24 protein-coding genes and 1 pseudogene are annotated in these 23003 nt (G+C 40.9%); 22 read left to right on the plus strand and 3 right to left on the minus strand.

From position 1 onward, the window contains the following. Positions 1-2 precede the first annotated feature (2 nt). The 5 genes from LJE12_RS06640 (at position 3) to LJE12_RS06660 (ending at position 5604) form a co-directional block, all read left to right on the plus strand. The gene (locus LJE12_RS06640; RefSeq protein ID WP_025579132.1) at positions 3-785 is read left to right on the plus strand and encodes a hypothetical protein; all 783 of its coding nucleotides are present in this window, start codon (positions 3-5) and stop codon (positions 783-785) included. After that, on the plus strand, positions 782-1084 hold the full coding sequence (locus tag LJE12_RS06645; protein WP_227292116.1) for a hypothetical protein: 303 nt from the start codon (positions 782-784) through the stop codon (positions 1082-1084). Before LJE12_RS06640 ends, LJE12_RS06645 begins: the two co-directional genes overlap by 4 nt. 202 nt (positions 1085-1286) lie before the next feature. Further along, positions 1287-1916: a TetR/AcrR family transcriptional regulator gene (locus LJE12_RS06650; RefSeq protein ID WP_025579141.1), complete on the plus strand. Its 630-nt coding sequence runs from the start codon at positions 1287-1289 to the stop codon at positions 1914-1916. Positions 1917-2108: 192 nt separating this feature from the next. After that, the gene (locus tag LJE12_RS06655; protein WP_173700798.1) at positions 2109-3863 is read left to right on the plus strand and encodes an ABC transporter ATP-binding protein; all 1755 of its coding nucleotides are present in this window, start codon (positions 2109-2111) and stop codon (positions 3861-3863) included. A gap of 1 nt (position 3864) precedes the next feature. After that, positions 3865-5604, plus strand: coding sequence for an ABC transporter ATP-binding protein (locus LJE12_RS06660; RefSeq protein WP_227292118.1), 1740 nt, complete (start codon positions 3865-3867; stop codon positions 5602-5604). Positions 5605-5675: 71 nt separating this feature from the next. Here LJE12_RS06660 and LJE12_RS06665 read toward each other — a convergent pair whose 3' ends face one another. Continuing rightward, a complete protein-coding gene (locus LJE12_RS06665) occupies positions 5676-6284 on the minus strand; it encodes an MATE family efflux transporter (protein WP_227292120.1) in 609 nt (202 codons plus the stop codon). Between LJE12_RS06665 and LJE12_RS20545 the strand changes: the two are divergent. From LJE12_RS20545 to LJE12_RS06710, 9 genes and pseudogenes are all read left to right on the plus strand, one after another. Beyond that, positions 6273-6509 (plus strand): annotated as a pseudogene (locus tag LJE12_RS20545) (TnpV protein); the annotation flags it as partial. The gene LJE12_RS06665 and the pseudogene LJE12_RS20545 sit on opposite strands and share 12 nt — an antisense overlap. 89 nt (positions 6510-6598) lie before the next feature. Further along, positions 6599-6856: an AbrB/MazE/SpoVT family DNA-binding domain-containing protein gene (locus LJE12_RS06675; protein WP_055056916.1), complete on the plus strand. Its 258-nt coding sequence runs from the start codon at positions 6599-6601 to the stop codon at positions 6854-6856. A 10-nt stretch (positions 6857-6866) separates the two neighbouring features. Next, a complete protein-coding gene (locus LJE12_RS06680; RefSeq protein WP_227292136.1) occupies positions 6867-7256 on the plus strand; it encodes a putative toxin-antitoxin system toxin component, PIN family in 390 nt (129 codons plus the stop codon). A gap of 82 nt (positions 7257-7338) precedes the next feature. Beyond that, entirely contained in the window at positions 7339-8106 is a 768-nt protein-coding gene (locus LJE12_RS06685) for a hypothetical protein (protein WP_227292122.1), read from the plus strand. Positions 8107-8165: 59 nt separating this feature from the next. Then, positions 8166-8618 (plus strand): DUF6040 family protein, encoded by a 453-nt coding sequence (locus tag LJE12_RS06690; RefSeq protein WP_154108126.1) that lies wholly within the window; start codon positions 8166-8168, stop codon positions 8616-8618. Between the two features lie 308 nt (positions 8619-8926). Continuing rightward, complete coding sequence (locus LJE12_RS06695) at positions 8927-9487, plus strand: RNA polymerase sigma factor (protein WP_055154175.1); 561 nt, start codon at positions 8927-8929, stop codon at positions 9485-9487. Further along, positions 9484-10536, plus strand: a complete 1053-nt coding sequence (locus LJE12_RS06700; protein WP_173720488.1) for a DUF4179 domain-containing protein — start codon at positions 9484-9486, stop codon at positions 10534-10536. The genes LJE12_RS06695 and LJE12_RS06700 overlap by 4 nt, the downstream gene beginning before the upstream one ends. A gap of 234 nt (positions 10537-10770) precedes the next feature. Further along, on the plus strand, positions 10771-11232 hold the full coding sequence (locus LJE12_RS06705) for a hypothetical protein (RefSeq protein WP_227292124.1): 462 nt from the start codon (positions 10771-10773) through the stop codon (positions 11230-11232). A gap of 842 nt (positions 11233-12074) precedes the next feature. Then, on the plus strand, positions 12075-12452 hold the full coding sequence (locus LJE12_RS06710; RefSeq protein WP_118592714.1) for a hypothetical protein: 378 nt from the start codon (positions 12075-12077) through the stop codon (positions 12450-12452). 45 nt (positions 12453-12497) lie between these two features. On the opposite strand, the gene LJE12_RS20550 is transcribed toward LJE12_RS06710, so the two are convergent. Continuing rightward, on the minus strand, positions 12498-12713 hold the full coding sequence (locus LJE12_RS20550; RefSeq protein WP_334298105.1) for a DUF6783 domain-containing protein: 216 nt from the start codon (positions 12711-12713) through the stop codon (positions 12498-12500). Here LJE12_RS20550 and LJE12_RS20555 point away from each other — a divergent pair. Further along, entirely contained in the window at positions 12704-12955 is a 252-nt protein-coding gene (locus LJE12_RS20555; RefSeq protein ID WP_227292126.1) for a group II intron maturase-specific domain-containing protein, read from the plus strand. The two genes, LJE12_RS20550 and LJE12_RS20555, sit on opposite strands and share 10 nt — an antisense overlap. Before the next feature lie 201 nt (positions 12956-13156). On the opposite strand, the gene LJE12_RS06720 is transcribed toward LJE12_RS20555, so the two are convergent. Further along, a complete protein-coding gene (locus LJE12_RS06720) occupies positions 13157-14434 on the minus strand; it encodes a sensor histidine kinase (protein ID WP_227292128.1) in 1278 nt (425 codons plus the stop codon). 143 nt (positions 14435-14577) lie between these two features. Between LJE12_RS06720 and LJE12_RS06725 the strand changes: the two genes are divergently transcribed. The 7 genes from LJE12_RS06725 to LJE12_RS06755 form a co-directional block, all read left to right on the plus strand. Then, on the plus strand, positions 14578-15249 hold the full coding sequence (locus LJE12_RS06725; RefSeq protein ID WP_118341571.1) for a response regulator transcription factor: 672 nt from the start codon (positions 14578-14580) through the stop codon (positions 15247-15249). A gap of 84 nt (positions 15250-15333) precedes the next feature. Next, entirely contained in the window at positions 15334-17802 is a 2469-nt protein-coding gene (locus tag LJE12_RS06730; RefSeq protein WP_161276107.1) for an extracellular solute-binding protein, read from the plus strand. A 53-nt stretch (positions 17803-17855) separates the two neighbouring features. Next, on the plus strand, positions 17856-18800 hold the full coding sequence (locus LJE12_RS06735) for a carbohydrate ABC transporter permease (protein ID WP_117676343.1): 945 nt from the start codon (positions 17856-17858) through the stop codon (positions 18798-18800). Beyond that, positions 18797-19684, plus strand: coding sequence for a carbohydrate ABC transporter permease (locus LJE12_RS06740; RefSeq protein ID WP_226852677.1), 888 nt, complete (start codon positions 18797-18799; stop codon positions 19682-19684). The genes LJE12_RS06735 and LJE12_RS06740 overlap by 4 nt, the downstream gene beginning before the upstream one ends. Positions 19685-19710: 26 nt before the next feature. Then, a complete protein-coding gene (locus LJE12_RS06745) occupies positions 19711-21234 on the plus strand; it encodes an HlyD family efflux transporter periplasmic adaptor subunit (protein ID WP_161276108.1) in 1524 nt (507 codons plus the stop codon). Beyond that, positions 21231-22316 carry a hypothetical protein gene (locus LJE12_RS06750; protein ID WP_227292130.1) on the plus strand — a complete coding sequence of 362 codons (1086 nt, stop codon included), beginning with the start codon at positions 21231-21233 and terminating at the stop codon, positions 22314-22316. The genes LJE12_RS06745 and LJE12_RS06750 overlap by 4 nt, the downstream gene beginning before the upstream one ends. Before the next feature lie 126 nt (positions 22317-22442). After that, a partial coding sequence (locus tag LJE12_RS06755) for an IS256 family transposase (RefSeq protein ID WP_227292132.1) occupies positions 22443-23003 on the plus strand: 561 nt, incomplete at its 3' end.

Raw genomic sequence — 23003 nt, forward strand, 5'->3', positions numbered from 1 at the left:
CTATGAAATTTTATGAAAGTGGAGACAATCGTAAACCTGTGATATTTTTATTTCCCGGTACCTGTTGCCTGTATAGTAGCTTTGATCATGTACTGGATGGGTTACATTCTTATTTTTATACGGTAGCAGTTTCTTATGATGGATTTGATCCAAACGAGAAAACAGAATTTTATTCGATGGAAGATGAATGTGAAAAAATTGAGCAGGAAATCAGAACAAAGTATGGTGGGAGAATTAAAGCAGCGTATGGATGTTCCCTTGGAGGAAGTTTTGTATCCCTTCTGATTCAGCGGAAAAGAATCCATATAGATCATGGCATCATTGGGAGCAGTGATATGGATGAAGCAGGTTCGTTTATGGCAAAGCTCCAGTCATCTATCATTGTGCCAATTATGTATAAAATGGTACACACGGGTAAATTACCTAAGTTTATGCAAAAGAAAATAAATGAAGCAGATGAATCAAGAAAGAAACTGATTGATGGATTTGTAAATATGTTTGGTATTGACAAGGGAGGAAGTCCATGGATTACGAAACAGAGTGTTTATAATCAGTTCTATTCTGATCTGGTTACGAAAGTCCAGCATGGAATTGATGTACCGGGAACAACAATTCACGTGTTTTATGCAACAAAGATGGGTGAAAAATACGAAAAGAGATATTGTACTTATTTCAAAAATCCGGATATCCGAAGACATAACATGCAGCATGAAGAACTGTTTTGCTGCCATAGTGCAGAATGGGTGAAAGAAGTAAAAAAAGCAGTGGAAGGCGACAGACAATGAAAGAAAAAGTGAATGTGACAGGTGTGCCGGAAACGATGGTACAGACCTTATATGCAAGAGCAAAAGAAACAAGAAAGAAAAATGCTAAAATAAATGACGAAATTGCAGTAGAACTTGTGAAAAAGCTTGATTATGACTTTTCCAAAGCGGATAAAGATAACGCTATGACTTATGGTGTGATTGCGAGAACAATTGTATTAGACCGGATGGTTGAACAATATCTGAAGAAGCATGCAAATACTGGCTTGGCTCAGGTATTTCAACAGACTATGATTAGACAATGGTTGAGAACTGTATAGAACTTTTCTGCAAAGAAAATCTGTCTGAATAGAACAGACTTGTAAAACTGCAGAAAGCATCTGCGGAGTGGAAACTGAATACACGAGGAAAATAAAAAATTGAAACACCAAGACTTGACAAATTCCTGTAATGAGTTAAAATATAACAGTGCTATATAGCATTGTTATATTTTTGAAAAGAAGTTTAGAGGATACGAAAAGAATGTCGACGAAAGCAGAAGATACACAGAAAAACATATTAGATACAGCCAGAAAACATTTCCTGAAAGATGGTTTGACAGGAGCATCTTTAAGAAATATTGTAAAAGATGCAGGGCTTACTACTGGCGCATTTTACAAATATTATCCGACGAAAGAGGCACTTTTTGATGCACTGACGGATCCTTATATGGAACATATTTATCAGATTTATGACCAGATTGTTGAGGAGTTTGAAAAGCTTTCTGCCAGTGATCAGACAAGGAATATGTCGGATACATCCAGTGATGGGATGGAGCAGATGGTTGATTATATCTATGATCATTATGATAATTTCAGATTATTGTTGAAATGCGGAGACAGTGGAAAATTTGAATTATTCATACACAATATGGTGGAGCGAGAAATGAAGTCCAGCCTGAAATATATGGAAAAAATGAAGGAAGCCGGTGTAAAAATACCGGTTGTAGAGGAAAGCCTTATGCATATGATCTATACGGGATTTTTTTCATCAGTATTTCAGATCATTGAGCATGATATAGACAGGGAGACTGCAAAGAAAAATGTACATCAACTGAAAGAATTTAATACAGGTGGCTGGGAACGATTGTGGAATATTGAATTTCCAGTATAACTGATGCAGGAATTCTGAATAGGTTATGTATGTTGCAGGTCCTGGATTTCTGAATAAAGTTCAGACAGGATAATAATATCAGGTGGTTGATGCCAGTAAACCACCTATTTTATTATATGTTGGTTAGCGCGAACTAACAGAAGGTAAAACAATAAAACGAAACAATAAAACGAACGTAAGGAGTGAACAGATGTGAAAGAAAAAAAGAAGTCGGCAGTCAGCTGGATCTTGACGTGGGCCGGACAAAAAAGAATTGCCTATGTGTGGAGTGTGTTACTTGCAATAGGAAATGTGATTTTTAAGATTTTGCCGTATTTTATTATTGCAGATGTAGTAAAGCTGTTTTTAAATGGTGAAAAGGAGTTTGAAATATATCTTGCAAAAGCGGTTCTGATTGCATTATCGTTTATCATTGCAGAACTGCTTCATTCACTTTCGACAGCATTGTCACATAAAGCAACGTTTGCAGTACTTGCAAATATAAGAAAATCCTGCTGTGACAAGCTGGCGCGGGTACCTCTTGGCTATGTGAAAGACACACCTTCCGGTACATTTAAAAATATTATGGTGGAAAGAATCGACAGTATCGAGACAACACTGGCGCATATTGTCCCGGAATTCACGTCCAATCTGCTGGCACCGATTGTGATTTTGATCTATTTCTTCCTGACAGACTGGAGACTGGCACTCTGGTCATTGGTGCCGGTTATAGTGGGATTTCTTTCCTATTTTGGAATGATGCTGGATTATAAACCAAGCTTCGAGAGAACGGTTCAGACAACAAAAGATCTGAATGATGCGGCAGTGGAATATATTGACGGAATCGAAGTGATCAAGGCATTTGGAAAGACAGAAAGTTCTTATGCAAAATTTACAAAGGCGGCTATGGCTTATGCAGATTCCTTTATTTCCTGGATGAAACGGTGCTCAATCTTTCATGGACTGATGATGGTGGTCACACCTTATACGCTTCTTACGGTATTGCCGTTTGGGGCACATTATGTAGCCAATGAAACACTTGCGATTTCAGATTTTGTCATCTGCATTATTTTATCACTTGGAATCGTTGGACCGTTGATAACAGTGGGTTCCTATACAGATGATCTTGGCAAGATCGGAGTGATTGTTGGTGAAGTGGCAGGAATTCTGGAACAGCCGGAGCTTGAACGTCCAGAGAAAAGTAAAAGTGTTCCAAAAGATAACTCCGTTACTCTTGAAGATGTCAGATTTGGTTATCACGACAAAGAAATCCTGCACGGAGTAACTATGGAGCTAAAAGCAGGAACGGTAAATGCAATCGTAGGACCTTCCGGAAGCGGCAAGTCGACCATCGCAAAGCTGATTGCGTCCCTGTGGGATGTGGATTCCGGAAGCATCAAAATCGGTGGAGTTGATGTCAAAGAACTGGCATTTGCAGATTTTAATCGGAAAATTGCATATGTTGCACAGGACAATTATCTGTTTAATGAAACAGTCCGTGAAAATATCAGACAGGGAAATCCGGAGGCTACAGATGAACAGATCATCGAGGTGACAAAGAAAAGTGGATGCTATGAATTTATCATGCAGTTGGAGAATGGATTTGATACGGTTGTAGGAGGTGCAGGAGGACATCTGTCAGGTGGCGAGAGGCAGCGTATCTCCATTGCAAGAGCAATGTTAAAGGATGCTCCAATCGTGATCCTTGATGAGGCAACTGCCTACACAGATCCGGAAAATGAGGCAATTCTGCAGAATTCTATCGCAAAACTGGTAGCAGGGAAGACCCTGATCGTAATAGCACACAGACTTTCTACTGTTAAGGACAGTGACCAGATCTTTGTTGTAAATGATGGAAATGTAACAGCACATGGCACACATGAGGAACTTTTGGTGTCATACCCGCTTTATGAGGAAATGTGGAATGCCCATATTTCTGTAAAAGATACGGTGAAGGAGGGAGAATGATATGTTTGGAATTCTGGCAAAATTCTTTCGTTTTTCAGGCAAAGAAAATGGAAATAAATTTAAACTGTCGATGGTGATCGGACTCATAGAGGCTCTTGCTTCAGCGATGAAGATTCCGGCTATTATGTACATATTGATTGGTTTGCTGAGTGGAAAACCAATAGGAAAATATATTGGCGGTTCTATTGCGATTATGGTTATTGCAATCATAGTCGATGTTATCTGCAAGAGATATTCAACTGTGCTTCAGACAGAAGGTGGATATAATGCAAGTGCTTTTATGAGAATCAAGATTGCAGAGCATCTGCGCTATCTGCCGATGGGATATTTTAATGCTAACAGTATCGGGGAAATTTCTTCTGTTACGACCAATACAATGGAAATGCTTGGCGATGTAGCTGCAAGAGTGGTTATGCTGACCATGCAGGGAATTCTGGAAACATCAATGATCATTCTTATGCTGTTTCTTTTTGACTGGAGAATCGGATTGAGCGCTGCAGCAGGAGTACTTATTTTCTTTGGGGTCAATTCTGTGATGCAGAATGCAGGGAAAAAAGATTCAGAGCAAAAAGTGGTATGTGATACAGAGCTTGTAAACCAGATCATGGAGTATCTGCAGGGAATATCAGAAGTTAAATCATATAACTTGATTGGGAAACAGGCAAAAAGATTAAACGATGCAAATGAAGCATGCGAAAAGGTCAATACAAAGATGGAGATGTTGTTTGTTCCCTATCATTTTCTGCAAAGCGTGATAACAAAAATCACAGGTGCTGTGATCGTAGCAGGCAGCGCATATTTTTATATCAATGGAACCATGAGCGCGGTCTATGCGATCGGTATGACAATCTCGGCATTTATGCTTTATTCCAGCCTGGAATGCGCAGGAAATTATTCATCCCTTTTACATGTGGTAAGTGTATGTGTAGATAAAGCAAATGCAATACTGGAGCTGGACACCATGGATATTGACGGCAAAGAGATTCAGCCGGAAAATTACGACATCAGACTATCTAATGTTTCGTTTTCCTATGACAAACGGAAGATCATTGACGATATATCGCTCTCTGTCCCACAGAAAACAACGACAGCAATCGTTGGACCATCTGGTGGAGGAAAATCAACACTTTGCAATCTGATCGCCAGGTTCTGGGATGTGGATTCCGGGGAAGTGACGCTTGGAGGCGTGAATGTAAAGGACTACAGCATGAACAGTCTGATGAGTAATTTTTCATTTGTATTTCAGTCTGTGTATTTGTTTGCAGATACCATTGAAAATAATATAAAATTCGGATGTCAGGATGCAAGCCATGAGGAAGTGGTGGAAGCGGCGAAGAAAGCATGCTGTCATGATTTCATCAGCAAACTTCCTGATGGATATGATACAGTGATTGGAGAGGGAGGAGCTACACTTTCCGGTGGCGAGAAGCAGCGTATTTCCATAGCCAGAGCGATCATGAAGGATGCGCCAATCGTTATATTAGATGAGGCAACGGCCAATGTTGATCCGGAGAATGAAAAAGAGCTGATGGATGCAGTAGATGCACTTACAAGGGAAAAAACGATTATTATGATTGCCCACAGATTAAAAACGGTCAGACATGCAGACCAGATTGTGGTTGTTGACAAAGGAAAAATTGTGCAGCAGGGAACACATGAGCAGCTAATGAAGCAGGAAGGTATCTATAAGAGATTTGTGGATGCAAGGCAGCAGGCGGTAAGCTGGAAACTGGCGCGCTGAGAAATAATACACAGTTGGGGAATATCCAAAAGCACTGAAAACCGTTGGATTATTGGTTTTACAGTGCTTTTTCAGCACAAACTAATTATCCACTTACGTCTTTTAAAGACAATTAACGATACAGCAAGCCTGAATAATTCCTCCGTGGTAAGCAATGTATATACACCAACAATTCCCCACTTGAATACATATGCTGCAAGCAGACACAGTGGAATTCCGATACACCATGTGCCAACAATATCAATGATTATAATGATTTTGGTGTTACCGCCACTTCTTATAATGCCTCCGCCAAGTATCATATTTTCCACCTTGACCGGAGCATACAAGGCAAATACGATAAGCAGTGTCTTTCCAAGATCTTTTACGCTGTCATCAACACGATATAATCCGGTATATACTCCGGCCAAAAGAATGAGTAAAGCCGATACCGTTACCGCACCAAATAAGCCTGCATACATAATCTTCTTTGATTCTGTGTAAGCCTCATCATATTCTTTCCTGCCAAGTCTTTTGCCGACCATCACACCGGCAGCCGCAGACAATCCACTAAGTGCCCCTACCATAAGCCCTTGTATCGGACCGGTAAGTGTATAGGCTGCAAGGCTTGATGTGCCAAGATGTCCATAAACAGCAGACTCCACATTTTGCCCGAGACTCCATAAAATCTGAAGAACCACCGCAATTCCCTGTACCAGGTGATGCTTTTACAGGATACGATTGGTGAGCATCTACTGGAAGTGGATAAGGCAGCCAGAGAGCGAGAAGAAATTATTCTGAAATAGTTAGAGAAAAAAGAGCCTCTGCCTGATAAAGAGAAAGATCAGATGGCATGGGTAAGAGCTGCTAATCAGCACAGAGCGATAGCAGAAGAAATTATTTTGAAGGAATTGATTTATATTTAAAATCGAATTGATATTTTTGCGTTGATTGCGTATAATAAAAATGTAAAGAAAGTAAAGAAAACAAAGCAATCAATGAAAGGATGATGATTATGGAAGTAGCAAAAATTTCCAGCAAAGGGCAGATTACAATTCCGGTATCTGTAAGGAACAAGTTAAAATTGAGAACTGGCGATAAAATTGTCATTCTTGAAGAAAATGGAAGATTTTATTTTGAAAACTCTGCCATGCTTGCATTTAAACGTGCAGAGGATGCCTTTGCGGGTGAAGCGCAAAAGGCAGGATTTGAAACAGAAGAAGATATGCAGGAGTATATGAAAGAAATCCGGAAGGAAGTAAGGGGGCGTTGATTTGCGGATAATGCTTGATACCAACATCTTTATTTCCATGATCTTCTTTCCTTCTGCACAGACCAGAGAACTGGCAAGAAGATTAACAGAAAGCCATCAGATAGTAGTCTGTGATTATGTGATCGAAGAACTACGGCTTGTAACGGAACGTAAATTTCCGGCAAAGAGAAAATTCCTTGACCGATTTTTCATGGAATTACCATTTGAACTGGTTTATACACCGAAAGAACTGGATTTGAACGAGTTCCCGGAAATGAGGGATGTAAAAGATTCCCCAATACTTGCAACAGCAATTATGGAAGGCATAGATGTATTTCTGACCGGGGATAAAGACTTTTTGGTGTTGGATGTCGAAACACCAGAGATTCTCACAATGAAGGAATTTTTAGAACAATATTAAAAATGAATAAATGCAAAGTAAGGCGTGAGTCATAGAAATGTGGCCCACGTCTTTTTCTTTGCTCTGAAAGGAAGTGATGAATATGAACAAGAAGTTCCTGAAGCACTATATGGAGACAGAGCCAGAGGGTACTGCACAGAAATATATTTTTCTGGTGGATAAGCAGGAGCTTGGTAAAATTCTGGAGCAGTTTATCCTGCGGTTTGAACGGGAACCGAAGAATGATCCGGAATTAAGCTGGTTCCACAAGTTTGATTCCAAAGGGAAGGTCACCGGTGTACGGGATATGGAGATTGTGGATTATATCGTGGAAAATGTGAGCTTTTTCGTGAGGGGAGAGATTCCCTATTATTATGAGCATGGCGTTTTTATTGAGGACACTAAGGGTGTAAAGCTGAAATATCGGATTCAAAAGTTGATTTATCGAGATCAGGTTAATAGCAGCACCATCCAGAGAGTTTATAACCTTTTGATTACACAGCCACAGATTTACCGGAATTCGTATGAACTGAATAAGCAGCCTGCCCACTGGATTAATTTCAGAAATGCTTATTATGATGTGTTGTCAGGTGAGCTGATAGAGCATGATCCGAAGTATATGACGATTAATCAGATTCCTTTTCCATATTATCCAGAGGACAGGGAAAAAGTCCTGGAAGGTGGGGCAAATATCAGAAAATATCTGGATTCTTCCATACCGGACAAGGTGGAACAGCAGATGTTCTGGGAGTATTTCGGATACAGAAACAACATATATAAGCTTTGGAAGAGGAGAAACAGATGCTCTTATCCGACAGGCAGAGACTGCGAGGAGAAGTACAGAAATCCATCGAAGAAATGCATCGTCTGAAAACAGAGCTGTCAGAGACGCAGAAACTCAATCAGTCACTTCAGCAGAGCAACGACGACTTGAGGAACAGAAACGGATTGATGAGCAGGAGCGAGCAAGAGCAGATCGAAAAAGAAATAGAAGATGACGTTATAGATTTTTTCAGGATTCCATTCATGTGGTATATTCGATTTTGTGAATGGTTAGTGTTCCCAACCTATGATAACGCATTCAAACAGAAAATAGCATATACAGGTGGAAGAACATGGATTATCAGGATTCTGGCAATTATAGTTGTATTTTTCATATTGGCAATTGTAACTTTGATAATCACAGAAGGGATAAGACAATATGAAAAAATGTGGGATGAGATTTCACAGATGTTTTTGGTGGGAAGTCTTTCAGGTATATCAGTGCTTGGAGACGCAATCAGAGAATATTTACCTGTGAATTTGATCTTGTTATTCGGATTTGTCAATACGGGAATCATGTTACTCAAAATGTATTTTCGAAAGAAGTTTGATTATATGTAATTTGTTATTTTATTGACTATCTGAACTTTTCATAAAAGTTACACTAAATGGCTAAAAAGCTTGAAAACAAGCCATTTTTCCCAAATTGGTTTTAGTGTAACAGTTACACTAAGACCATCCATGAAACTCTAGTATTTATGCGGTGTAGCGGATTTAGTGTAACTTTTTTGCAGAGTTCACAGACTAGAAACAGAAATTTGAAGAGAAAGCATAACCAAAGCATAAGAAATACGATGTTTATTATGAGAACCTTTTTTGATATGATATTTGCATAGGCTATTTAAAACTACGAAATAAGGGGAAAATGTATGGAAGATACTTATATTATAGAGTTGTTTTGGAGTAGAGATGAAAGTGCAATACAATTGGTTGACAAGAAATATAATTCTACTTGTTATTCTATTGCATGGAAGATTCTTATGAATAGGGAAGATTCTGAGGAGTGTGTAAATGACACATGGTTTGCGGCATGGCGTTATATACCACCCAAAAGACCGCCAAAACTGGTAGCTTTTTTAGGAAAAATCACAAGGGGATTCGCAATTGATATGTTAAGAAAAAAACATGCGGCAAAACGGACAGACATGCATATTGCAGACATAACGGAAGATGTAGAAAGTTTAAATATTGCCATAATGCATAATTTAGATGAACATATGGAAGCTGAGAAACTGATAGAAATTATAAATCGTTTTCTGGGTGGTTTATCTGACAGGGACAGAGATATTTTTGTCCAGAGATATTGGGTAATGGAATCCATCAAAAATATTGCCACTAGACATAAGATGTCAGAAGGGGCAATTAAGCAAAATCTGTTACGGAATAAAAGGAAACTGAAAAAGATATTGGAAAAGGAGGGACGTCTATGAAAAAGGATGAATATAGCTTCTTGGAATTATTCGGAAACATAGATGATGAATATATTGTCCAAGCATTGCAACCGTGGAAAAGGCAGACGAGAAGATACATGGTATATCATATCGGGAGAAAAGCGGTTTGCCTGGCAATTATTGTGATGTTGGGACTTTGCCTGGCATTCCATGATCAGGTTTATGCTGCTGTTAGTAGATTTACCACGATGATTGCTGAAATCCTGCAAATATCAAATGACCTAGAGCCTTATACCGGTGTTATCAACACCACGCAGGAGAAAGATGGAATATCAATTACATTGAATGAAGTTATTTTGACGAATAATAGTTTGCTTGTATCTGTAAATCTGGATGCGGAGGCTGAATACGATGGTATTGGGATAAGTGTGGGGGAAAGCATTACAATAAATGGTAGAGAATATGCATGTGATTCATCAAGGGTTTATCAGAAACAAAATTTGGAAGAAAAAAAACATCAATATGTTGTGGAATGGATTTATGATGAAGGTGTACCATTGACAAAGAAAGCGGATATTGAATTAGGGATCGTAGTCCATAAACAAATTGAGGATATGGACGGGGAGACATTTACATTTGCTTTTTCTGCTTCAAAAGAAGAATTACAGAAAAATACAGTGCATTTAAATCTAAATCAGGTGATAAGTTTAAGTGAGGGAGAAGCTGTAATCAGAGATTTTTCTATTAACAATGTTACAAGCAGTTTGAAGCTGGAAAGTGATAAATTTTATCCTGAAGAAAATCAGTACTATGTTGAAATCACAGATATGCAGGGGGATAAATATAGATATTCTTTGGTAAAGAAGGACGATAAATTGTTTACTTTTCAAAATGATGAAGATATACCTTCCTCTAACAGTGAATGGCTGGATGGGCAAATTTTTTCTTTGTCATATGCGTATGATGCGGAACATAAGGATTCGATGGATTTCGGAATAATAGGAAGCGGGGAAAGTGAAATTTTTAAAGTAGATTTCGCAGAAATGCAGCCTGTTGGGCAAAAATTTAGAATTAAATTAAAAGAATAGTGTTTGTACTTACTAATTCATTATGAAATTTAAGTAAAAGGGGCAATAGATCACAGTATCTATGTCCCTTTTGTTTTTTTAATAAAATTTGTTTAAAGATTAAAAAATTGAAAAAATGCGTAACGGAAGAATGAAAAATACGATGAATAATATAGATGGCAAAATTTAAGAAAGGGGGATAACAGTAAGAATAGATTCTTAGCCATAAAAATTAATGAAAGGAATGGTAAAACTATGAAAAAAATCATGCTGTCTTTATTAACAATTTCCCTTATAGGAACAACAGTAATGCCTGTATATGCGGCAGATGTGTATGGGGAGGAAACAACGAATTTGTACTCTTATAATGAAGGGGCAATGTACGATGATGATCATGTGAAAGAGTATTCGGCAGATGTGGAAGATGAAAAACTGCAGAAGGATTTTGAAGCAGCAATAAACGATGGGATTGGTTTGAGTACAGACGATTTTTCGGAAACTTCATATTCTGCAAATGTTGATGAAACAATGCAATCGGAGAATGAGATCGAATCATTGGAAGCGGATTTTGAAGCTGCTATGCAGGATGAGAACATAAAGTTATCCGAAGATGGAATTGAAACAATGAATTTAATTTCTACGGCTGATTACAACATAGATACAGAATATGCTGTTGAAGTTAATGATTATAAATCAGAGCCGATTTTGGATGTATAAAGTTGACACTACCATCTAAGATTTAATGTAAAAATTATTCTAAAAAACAAGAAATATTATGTCATTATTTTTAATTGTGGCAACGATATTTTCTTTAAATATTGCAATAACTTATGCAGCAGAGGCAGAAACAGACCAGCCAATAGTTATCGGAGAATACGATGGCTGAATGAATGTATTGATAAAGAGAATTCTATTGCATGTGCTTCTGCAGTAAATGTCCGAGTAAATTCGTATACAACATATGATTCCCAAAAGGGTATTAATGTTGTTGTGAAACTTTATGTACCTACGGGAGGAACTCAGCCCAAATTTACGGGGATGACGGGAACCGTTACGGTTAATATGAACAAGAAAAATACAGTGAAAAATTTCTCAAATTTTATAAACTGTTACAATTGGAAGTACGAAGAAAAGCATAACCGTTTTAAAAGCGAAGCCAGGAACTACGCAGAAAACTGTAAATATCAACATGAAAAAATGCCATGAGGATATTTCTGTATATACAGTTGCAGCAGATGGTGGGGACAGCATTGGTAGCAGCACGACGAAAGGCTCCAGGGATATACCGTCAGACCTTTTGAATATGTGGCATCGTGGAAGTTTTTCGTCTGCTTCTGCAAGTTTAAATTATCATTTTGGAAAACACGGTTCTGGTGTTGGTACATCTAATATCGTTTCATAGGCACAAAGTGCGAAAACTTCAAGAGTAATTTAAGTGGGGCTAAGAGCTCAAAAGTAAATGGGAGTACCCCTAATGTTACTCGTTGGAAGAAAAATGGAAAGTATATTGATATTTGTGGAAGTAAAAACATCGGTAAAATTATAAGCTATGGCAGACAATGAAAGGCGAACAAATGTCATTATTACATGAATTTGTGGCTGTCCGGCAGCCAACAAACAAAAAAATCTTATATTCTGAAAATATATATGAGTATATAAATGGGGGGAAAATAAAAAAAAGCGCCGTTTTGGAAATACCAGATGATGTAATTCAAAAAATTTTGTATGATACGCATGGCAAATTATTACCAGATATAAAGTTCAATCAATGGGGGATTTCTGTGTATGAAAAGGATGAACTGATAAAGTGGTTAGATTTTTTGAAGAATGTTTCAGAAGAAGTATCGAAAGAAAGTAAGCAATATTGTCAGGCACTATTAGATTTTGCGATGCAATCGTATGTTAACAATGATGTGGTTTTACATTTTGGTATTTAGTATCTCGCACGATTTATTCGGATGGAGAAAAGATTGTGGAGGCATTTAAGAGTGTGAAGCCAGAAACTTAATATTCGCTGTACTATAGCACGTCTGAAAAATCATTCCCGCAATCTGCACGCCCCACTTTGCGGGATATTTCACCCGAATTCGGTTGCCGTAGTCCACTACGGCAACCTCATCTAGGCACAATATCCCACAAATTGTGACGCACATCTTGCAGAAAGCCTTTTTCAAACACACTAGTGAAGATGAGAACATGCAGATTAAAAGAGATTATTGCAAAACTTAACCAGATACTAACTGGTTATTACCATTACTATGGAATTACGGACAATACAGAAAGTATAACGGCATTCCGATATAACATCATGAGAAGCCTGTTCTATTGTCTGAACCGGAGAAGCCAGAAGAAAAGCTATAATTGGGTAGAATTTCTAAATATGCTGGATAACAGCTATCCACTGGTAAGACCCCGGATATATGTCAATATATACGAATGATAATGTGAACGATTCGTTTCGCAAAGAGCCGGATGCGGGAAAGCCGCACGTCCGGAGTTCTGTGAGGGGGGTGTACGACCGTAAGGGGTGCACCTACTCGACCTATGAATCCATCAGAGGAATGAATATTAGAAAACCGGAACGGATATGCGGGGAGGCCGTATGTTCGTTCCGGTTTTTATGTTACAGAAAATTACTGTGTTATGCCAACGGCAGAGAAATCTGAAAAGTAGAACCACCGCCCGGGGTATCCAGTACAGAGATTGTTCCTTTATGAAGTGAAATGATCTCATACGCAATACACAGTCCCAGACCAAAATGCTGCCTGTTATTTCTGGCAGAATCTGCCCGGTAAAAACGCCGGAAAACAGAAGTCTTGGCAAAATCCGGAATACCGGGTCCGTTGTCTTTGACGCGGATAAGAAAGTGCGTTTCGGTCTGTGAAAGGGAAAGAATAATTTTCCCGTTTTCGGGGACATAACTGATGGCATTGTCAAGAAGGATTCCAAGCACCTGACTGATCCTTTCCGGGTCACAGGGACAGGAAGGGATTTCCTCTTCCGGAAGTTCAATGAAAAATTTCATATGGTGGTCCTGCATCAGGGGTTCATACTTTTCGTAGGTATCCAGAAGTAAAGTATCCAGTTCACAGAAAACCGGATGCATTTTCCAGGAATGGTTATCTGCATTTGACAGAGAGAGCATATCATTTATCAGGAGGGACATTCGCGTCCCTTCTTTTTCTATGACTGAAAGAAAATGTTCCTGTTCTTTCGGATCTGCCTTTTTCATGGCAGAGATTCCGGACAGGATTACTGCCAGAGGGGAGCGAAGCTCATGGGAGGCAGCAGCGATAAATTCGGTCTGTTCCTGCCTGCTTTTTTCCAGGGGAGTGATCATTCTTCCGGTAAAGAACCAGGAACAGATACTCAGAGCCAGAATTGCCAGAAAAGCTGCGCCGGAGAATGCAAGTCTCTGTAACAGAATCCTGTGTTTTACAGAATCCAGGGAATACAGGATGATCATACTGACGGTTCCGTGGCTCTTGGGGATCAGAGCAGTGGAAACATAGAAATCTTTCATCTGAAAAAAGATCCGTTTTGTCAGTTTACTGACCGCACCGGGATTGGAAAGATCAAGTGCATAGGAAGCAGCAGAGATTTCTTCTGCCTTCCGGAAAATCGTTTCATCCAGAGAATCCGTCTGTAGTTTTTTCAGATAAAGAGAATTTCCGTTGTCTCTGATATCCATGGAAATATCATAATTTTTTTCTGCCTGCAAAATCCAGTCACTGCTGATGATACTCTGCGTTTCCAGATGAGAGATACAGGAGATGGCGTTGTTCTGAAAGGCATTCCACGCATTCTGGCGTGTGCTGTTTTCTGCGATGAAATTACAGGCAGTTGTCATAATAAAAATGACGATGCCAATGATCAGAGCAGAGAAAAAAGTCATTTGAATATGAAGTCTGTGAAACATGAAATATTTACTCCTTTATGAGATTGTATGGTAATTGTATCATGAAAACCTGTAAATAATCTCTAAAAAAATTCCTGTAACCGAGTATAGAGACAATTTAGAGAAAACTCATGTATAATGAAAAATCAGGAGGATGAAAACAGATGAAAATTTTACTGATAGAGGATGACAGGGAACTGGCAGATAGCATGAGATTTCAGCTCGAAAAAGAAGGCTATGAGACAGATATCTGCGATGACGGAGAAGAAGGGCTTTATTATATGAAAGAACGAAGCCATGATCTGGTGATCCTGGACCGGATGCTCCCGTCCATGGATGGTATCACTGTTTTGCAGGAAGCCAGAAAGAATCATGTTTCCACACCGGTGATCATGCTGACTGCACTGGGAGAATTACAGGATAAACTGACCGGACTGAAAGGCGGCGCAGATGACTATATGGTGAAGCCGTTTGCCTTCGAAGAACTTCTGGCAAGAATACAGTGTATGGTTCGAAGACCCGGAAGATGGGAGGACACGGCAGTATTATCGCTCGGAGATCTTATTTTTGATCCCGAAAGCGGCAGACTGGAAGGAAACGGAAAGGAATGTACCCTTTCCAAACGGGAAGGAGCACTTCTGGAGCTGATGCTTCGAAACGCCGGTCAGACACTTCCGAGAGAGGTGATCCTCAACCGTGTCTGGGGAGCAGACAGTGAGGTGGAGGATGGAAATCTGGATAATTATATTCATTTTCTGAGGCGAAGATTAAAAAGTGTCAGAAGTACACTGAACCTGAAAACCGTCCGGGGAATTGGATATCGGCTGGAAAATTAGAGAAAGTTTAGAGATTTGCCTGTTACAATCCATTTATCCTGAGAGGGACAGAAAGAAAATAAAAACATGGAGGTATATCCTGATATGAGAAAAATAAAAAGGTGGAAACAGGGAATCGCCGTTGCCGGAGTGATCGCACTTACTGGCAGCCTGCTTGCCGGATGTGGCGGTGCAGATGGAAAAAATTCCGGAAGCAAAGGAGAAACAGGAAGCATCAATCAGGCAGGGAATGCAGATACAGCAGATCTTGTGAATGTAAATACCGACAATTCAGATGGTAAAAAAACAAAAGATGAGAGCGCAAAAGCAATGGGACGTTTTCTGGAAAATGATCTTACAGTACCTGAAAACAGCCAGTTTCTGAGAGATGTCAAAGTACTCGACTCAGGTGCATTGCGCATGGTTTATTACAGTACAGCAGATAACTGTTATTATGCAGCAGATTCTGCAGATAATGGAGAAACCTGGACGAATGGAAAAAGTCTGGAAGAACTGTTGGGGCTTAAGGAGAATCTGGGAGAATATATCAGCGTTGTTTCTGCAGCAGCGGATGGAAGTATATTTGTCGGGGCAGATCTGTCTCCTGACAGGGACAATGAAAATGCACAGACAACAGCCGACAGTGGGGAAGAGGATTCTGCGTATGACAACCTGAAAATGGAATTTTTCTATCTTTCCCCTGATGGAAATGTACAGAAAGTTGATACCGGAGATACGATTCAGTCTTCCTATACATTTCAGGCATGTTTCACAGAGAATGGGACAGTTCTTATCGTAGATCCAGGCAATGGCGTAGCAGAGATCAATCCTTCAGATGGAAGTCTGGTGAGAAGATATGAGGAAGGAATCCGTGTTGATTTTATCGGAACAGCAGGAAAAATGTTGTTTACCATTCAGGATCAGACTCTTCACGGATATGATCTGGATACTGGAAAACCACTGGACAATATCAGCGCGCTTACAGAGCAGATCCAGTCTGATGAGCAGGATGTCAACTGGACAACAACCAGCAGTTTTCCGCTTATGTTCTTAAAGGGAGATGAGGATAACAGCCTTTTTTATATTGATCATACCGGTGTTTACAGATATGTTCTGGGAGGCAGCACAGTGGAACAGATAATCGATGGTTCCTTGAATTCGCTCAGTTCACCGGATACAGGAACTGTAGCATGGGGGCAGGACAGCGATGGAAACTTCTATGTGGGCTGCAATGCAGGAGAAGATATAAAAATTTATTCTTATGTATATTCTAAAGATACCCCAACGACGCCGGATACAGAGCTGACTGTTTATTCCCTGAAAGATAATGATTTCATAAAACAGGCAGCAGTGCTTTTCCAGAAGAAATATCCGGATGTTTATGTAAATATTGAGACGGGAATGTCGGGAGATGATTCTGTTACAGATACAGATGCGCTGAAAGTTCTCAATACAGAGATCATGGCAGGAACAGGGCCGGATGTCCTGCTTCTGGATGGTATTTCAGAGGATACTTATATAGAAAAAGGAATGTTGGAGGATTTAAGCGGGGTATTAAAAGATACAGATATCCTGTCCAATATCAAGGACGCATATACAAAAGAGGACGGAAGCATTTATACCATGCCTGTCAAGTTCGGCATTCCGATGATAGAGGGAAATAAGGATATCATAGCCGGAATTACGGATCTGACAACAGAAGCTGATGCAGCGGAGTCGCAGAAAGATAGCTATGGAAAATTACAATTCTTCAGCGATTTTTCTATAGCACCATCCTATCTGATACAGGGAACCATAGATAATAGTATACCTGCATGGATGAACGAAGACGGAACTCTGAATGAAAATGCTGTGAAAGAATATCTGGAACAGGTAAACAGGATCTGGCAGACTCAGAAAAATGCGATAGAAGAAACAAAGAAAGCTTATCAGATGGGGGATGACTGGGCAGATTCAGATCATTCAGGATATATGGACATTTCAGGATCCGTAACCAGTCTGCTTGCAAAAGTTGATACAGTAGCAGCAGGAGGCCTGCTCTCACCGGAAGGTCTGGTATCTTTAGATTCTGCAAGAAAAGTAGATCCGGATCTGGATTATAAACTTCTGAACGGACAAAGCGAGAACTGTTTCTATCCAAGGAGTGCTGTCGGGGTCAGTGCAAAGGCATCCGAAAAAGAAGCGGCAGAGAAGTTTGTCAAGTTTCTGTTTGAAGAGGAATCCCAGAGAGCAAGTAATACGGAAGGGTTAGCTGTAAATAGTAAAGTTTATGAGGATATGGCTTACTGGAAAATGGGAAAATCCAGCGGAGATACCATTGGCTCGATCGGGGCTTCCTATGATACGGGAGATGGTAATATCAAGCAGATTGAGATGGACGAGATCATTCCGGAAGATGAAGCAATACAGAACATCATGGATCTGGGAAAAACACTTACTGTACCTGCAAAGAGTAATCAGATCATCCGAAATGCAGTAACGGAATCCGGTGAGAAATACCTCAATGGAGAAACGGGGCTGGATGATGCTGTGAAAGAGATCATGCAGGAAGTAAATCTGTATTTATCTGAATAAGCGGCTGTCTGCTGCTGATTACCCAACACTGCAAGGTAAGGGAGTTTAAGAGAATGAAGATTAATTTAAAAGAACACTTATCTTTAACAGAGAAACGGAACGCAAAATCAGATTTGCTGTTTAGTCGGAAACGAAATCGCAGAAGATGTGCAGCTTTCAGAAATACAGAAAAAGGTCTGGCTTTTATTCTTCCGAGTTTTGCAGGTGTCTGCATTTTCTGGCTGATCCCGTATGTGGATGTGATCCGCAGATCTTTTTGCGGGGCAGTGAATGGAGAATTTGTGGGGATAGAGAACTACAGGACGATATTTGCAAACAAAGCGTTTCGTCTGGCAGCAGGCAACACACTTCGGTTCTTCGGAGTGTGTGTGCCGCTGCTGGTGGTATTGTCTCTGATCATAGCAGTCCTGCTTGCAGGGCAAAAAAGATTTACGCAGATTCTGAAAAGTTTCTTTCTTCTGCCAATGGCAATCCCTGTAGCATCAGTGGTACTTCTGTGGAGACTGCTTTTTGACGATCAGGGCTTATTGAATCACCTGCTTCATATGTTATCTGTTCAGACGACTGACTGGATGAATACAGGTGCTTCTTTTTATGTACTGGTGATCAGTTATATATGGAGAAATCTTGGATATGATGTAGTGCTCTGGATGGCAGGATTGTCTGCCATTCCGGCGGCACTTTACGAGGCAGCAAAAGTGGACGGGGCAGGGGAGTGGAAATGTTTTACGAAGATCACACTCCCGAATCTGCTCCCGTCCCTTTTTACGATCGTGGTACTTTCTGTACTCAATGCATTTAAGGTTTTCCGTGAGGCATATCTGGTGGCCGGTGATTATCCACAGGAAAAAATGTATCTGCTTCAGCATCTGTTTAACAACTGGTACAGGGACCTGTCGCTGGATAAGATGTCGGCTGCGGCAGTGGTGACCGGACTGGTGATTTTTCTGCTGATCCTGGGATTGTGGAAAGCCTGGGGGAAAGGCGGGGCAGAATGAGAAAAGTTATGCAGATATTCCGTATCAGGAAGATAGGAAGCCTGCTCCTTGTACTCCTTGCACTGGTGGCAGTATTTCCGGTATTTTTTTCAGTTACAGGATCACTGATGGGGCAGAAGGAATTAAATGATCTTCTGGGGGCGGTACTGACAGCAGACAGTGGATCTGCTTCCGGTCAGGCAGTCAGTTATGTATTCTGGAGAGTACTTCCGCTTTATCCGACGCTGAGATCCTATGTGAAAGTCCTGCTGGATTCTCCGGAGTTTTTTGTGATGTTCTGGAATTCCGTAAAGATTACTGTCGGAGTTCTGGCAGGGCAGATCCTGGTGGGAGTACCGGCAGCGTGGGGATTTGCCAGATATCGTTTTCCGGGAAAAAATCTGCTGTTTATGATCTATGTGGCATTGATGATGATGCCCTTTCAGGTAATGATGCTCAGTAATTATTTGGTTCTGGATCAGATGAAACTTCTGGATCATCTGTGGGGGATTATTCTTCCGGCGGCCTTTTCCACGTTTCCGGTTTTTATCATGTATCGTTTCTTTGAGAGTATTCCGGAGGCACTGATGGAATCTGCGCGGCTGGACGGGGCGGGTGAGCTGCTTATTTTTATCAGAATCGGAATCCCTCTGGGTTCTGCGGGTATCATTTCGGCACTGGTTCTGGGATTTCTGGAATACTGGAATCTGATCGAACAGCCAATGGCATTTCTGAAGACCAAAAGTCTGTGGCCGCTGTCTCTGTACCTTCCACAGATCGATATCTCCCAGACAGGAAAGGCATTTGCGGTATCTGTTCTGGTTCTGATCCCGGCAGTGATCGTTTTTCTGGCAGGGCAGGATTATCTGGAACAAGGGATCATATCCACGGCAATCAAGGAATAGAGCGACAGAAACGAGAGGATTTATCTATGAAGAAAATAAAACTGATAAAAATTCTGGCAGGATTTTTTGCCCTGATGCTTTTGTTTACTTTTCTGTCCAGGGCGGCAGATTCGGTGAATGTAGCACAGGTAGAGACAAAAACAGCTCAGAATCAGGTGATCACGCATGAGGTGACCGGCACAGGTAAAGTGATGGGAACCAGAGAACGGGCAGTTTTTACCCAGGAGGGACAGAAGGTGGAGCAGGTTTATGTGCAGGAAGGACAGAATGTGAAAAAAGGGGATGCGCTGCTGAAGTTTTCTGTAAAATATCTAAAAAAAACCATAAAGGAAAAACAGGATGCCATAGATGTTCTGCAGGGGAAGATCAATGATCTGATCAGTGCAGAGTCTGTGAATCAGCAGAAGAGAAATAATGAGTTTTCAGATGCACAGGAAAATTATAACAGTGCGGTTTCCAGCGGAAATTACAGTGTGCAGGCGGCACAGAATGAGGCAGCCATAGCCAGACAGAAGCTTCAGGATTATTATGCACAGCGGGATGCGGCGCAGAATGACGTACAGGATAAGATACCGGATGAGGAGAAGTTCAGTGATTCCAGCGAGTTTGATGATCCGGGAAATACAGACGATTTTGGGAATACAGATGATCCGGAGAACTCCGATGATTCCGGAAATACGGATCGCACAGATAGCGAAGGGAATAAAAATACATCAGGAAACGGCGACAATTCGAATGCGCAGGACAATTCTCAGGAGCAGGCATTGATTGATGATATCCGGGCGAAAGAGGAGGCGGTCAATGAAGCCATGCTCAGCCGCAGAAGAGAACTTCAGTCAGCAGAGCAGGCAATCCGGGATACACAGATTGGTGATGCTTCGGATTCCACGCTGGAGAATACGCAGGCGGAACTTGAGACTGCGCAGAAAGATCTGGAAACGTTGCAGAAAGTGCTAGCACGAAAGGGAAAAGTGAAAGCACCCTGTGATGGTGTGATAAAGAGTCTGAGTGCAGTGACAGGAAGCCAGACAGGAGCGGAAGCTGCGGTTGTCCTTTATGAATCCAAAGGAACCTTTCGGTTTCAGGCAGAGGTCAGCAAAGATGATCTGAAATACATAAAGAGTGGCGGAGAGGTAATTTTAAAAGGTGCGGATGAAAAAGAGATTACAGGAGCGAAAGTGGAGTCTGTGAAAGAGGACAGCAGTAATGAAAATCAGTACATTCTTTCTGTACAGGTACCGGAGGGAACTCTTTCCATAGGAGATACTGCGGAATTTACAATCTCTCAGGATGCAGGTCCTTTTAATATCTGTGTTCCGCTGAGCGCATTGTATGAGGAAAATGGCAGATACTATGTTTATGTGACAGATACACAGAACACCGTCCTGGGTGAGGTACTGGTAGCGCGAAAAACGTATGTGAATGTGAAAGATAAAAATTCTTCCACTGCTGCGCTGGAGAACGGGGATTTATCAAGTGACCAGAAAATCGTGACTTCCAGTGACAGAGAGATCAGCAGCGGCAGCCGGATCAGGCTGCTGGAGGAATGAGTGTCAGAAGTCAGAGTGCCTTTTTAAGGAAAGCCGGTACTCTGACTGTGTGGCTGATTATTTTCTGTATTTATTTTCTGGGAGTCTATAATTATGTGCAGATCAGAAATGATATAGCAGTATCGGTGTTTCTGTCCGCAGCTTATCCTGACAGGAAAGGAGCAGAAAATATCCTGAAGCAGGAAAGAAAAAGTGAGAAGCCTTATGATGTATGTTTTTATGCAGATGCAGGGTTGAGGGAGATTTCTGCGAAAGAAGGAAACCGGCAGGCACAGGCGATGACTGTGTATCTTAAGGGAAATCCCGCAGGGTATGACTGGCAGGCAGCAGCTCTGACAGAAGGTGATCCGGATGGCTGCGTGATTGATGGTACAACTGCCTGGGAGCTCTTTGGCAATAAGGTTCCGGGTGGTCAGATTCTGTTTCAGGGACGTACTTATACTGTCAGGAAAGTTGCGGACTGGGGGCAGAAAATTCTGGTTTTCGGGGCGGCTTCTGCGGATGATACCGAGACGGAACTTTTTTATAATCGTTTGTTTATCAGAAGGAGAAATGGAGAAACCGAAGAAAGTACAGTGAACGGATTTCTGATGAAATATGGACTTCAGGGAACTGTGGTATCCTCGACTTTACCAAAAAATGCAGGACTGGCGGCATTACTGCTGCTTCCGGCGGTTCTTTCTGGCAGTCTGTGGACGGAAATAAGCAGAGAAAAAAAGAACTATATAGTGAAAGATGCAGAGTACTGGTTCTGCAACCTGCTGTACAGTGTAATGGCAGGGACGGTGGTCTGGCTTCTTTTTACACATCTGACCTGGCCGGAGGGATGGATTCCGTCAAGGTGGTCTGACTTTGGGTTCTGGAAAGAAAAGGTGAATCAGGCTGTGGCAGAATTTAAGCTGTATCTGATGCTTCCGAAGACGGTATCCCAGACGGAAGGTATGATTCTTGGCGGGAAAACGGTTTGTGCAGGAGGGGGTTCCTGTTTTCTGTATTTCTTGTGGAAAGTATATGAAAAGGGATATGACAGAATCTCTGACAGAGGAAGGCGAGGGAAGGATTTTCCAGTGGAGCAGAATTAAATCCCTCTGGCAAAGTTCTAAGCAGTTATTAGGGTAGTGTAAAATAGTTTGTGTTTTTGGTAAAAAATAACTCCTTTTTGGTAAGAATTCAGATATGACAATTCTTATCGAAAAGGAGTATTTTTTATGTCAGTTGCAAAAGAACAAATTCGACAGATCATCTCAGAAAACAACATTAATAGCGTTGCAGATATATACACGCTTCTGAAAGACAGTTTCAAGGATATCCTGCAGGAGCTGATGGAGGCAGAACTGGATGCAACTCTTGGCTACGAGAAAAACCATAAGGGAGATCTACAGACAGACAATAAAAGAAATGGTCATTCTACAAAAAACTTAAAGAGTCAATACGGTGAATTTCAAATCGACGTACCAAGAGACCGTAACGGTGAGTTTGAACCAAAACTCATCCCTAAATACCAGAGAGATATTTCCGGGATTGAGGAAAAAGTGATCTCTTTATATGCCCGTGGTATGAGTACACGTGACATCCACGACCAGCTCCAGGATCTTTATGGGATTGAGCTATCAGCTGAAATGGTCAGCAAGATCACAGACAAGATACTTCCTCAGGTTAAGGAATGGCAGTCCCGTCCTCTGAACCCGGTTTATCCGTTTGTTTTTATGGACTGTATTCATTATAAAGTACGTGAGGATGGCAGAATCCTGAGTCGTGCTGCGTATGTA

Origin of the sequence: Blautia sp. DFI.6.71 (genome assembly GCF_020593585.1) — a bacterium.
GTDB lineage: Bacteria > Bacillota > Clostridia > Lachnospirales > Lachnospiraceae > Blautia_A > Blautia_A wexlerae.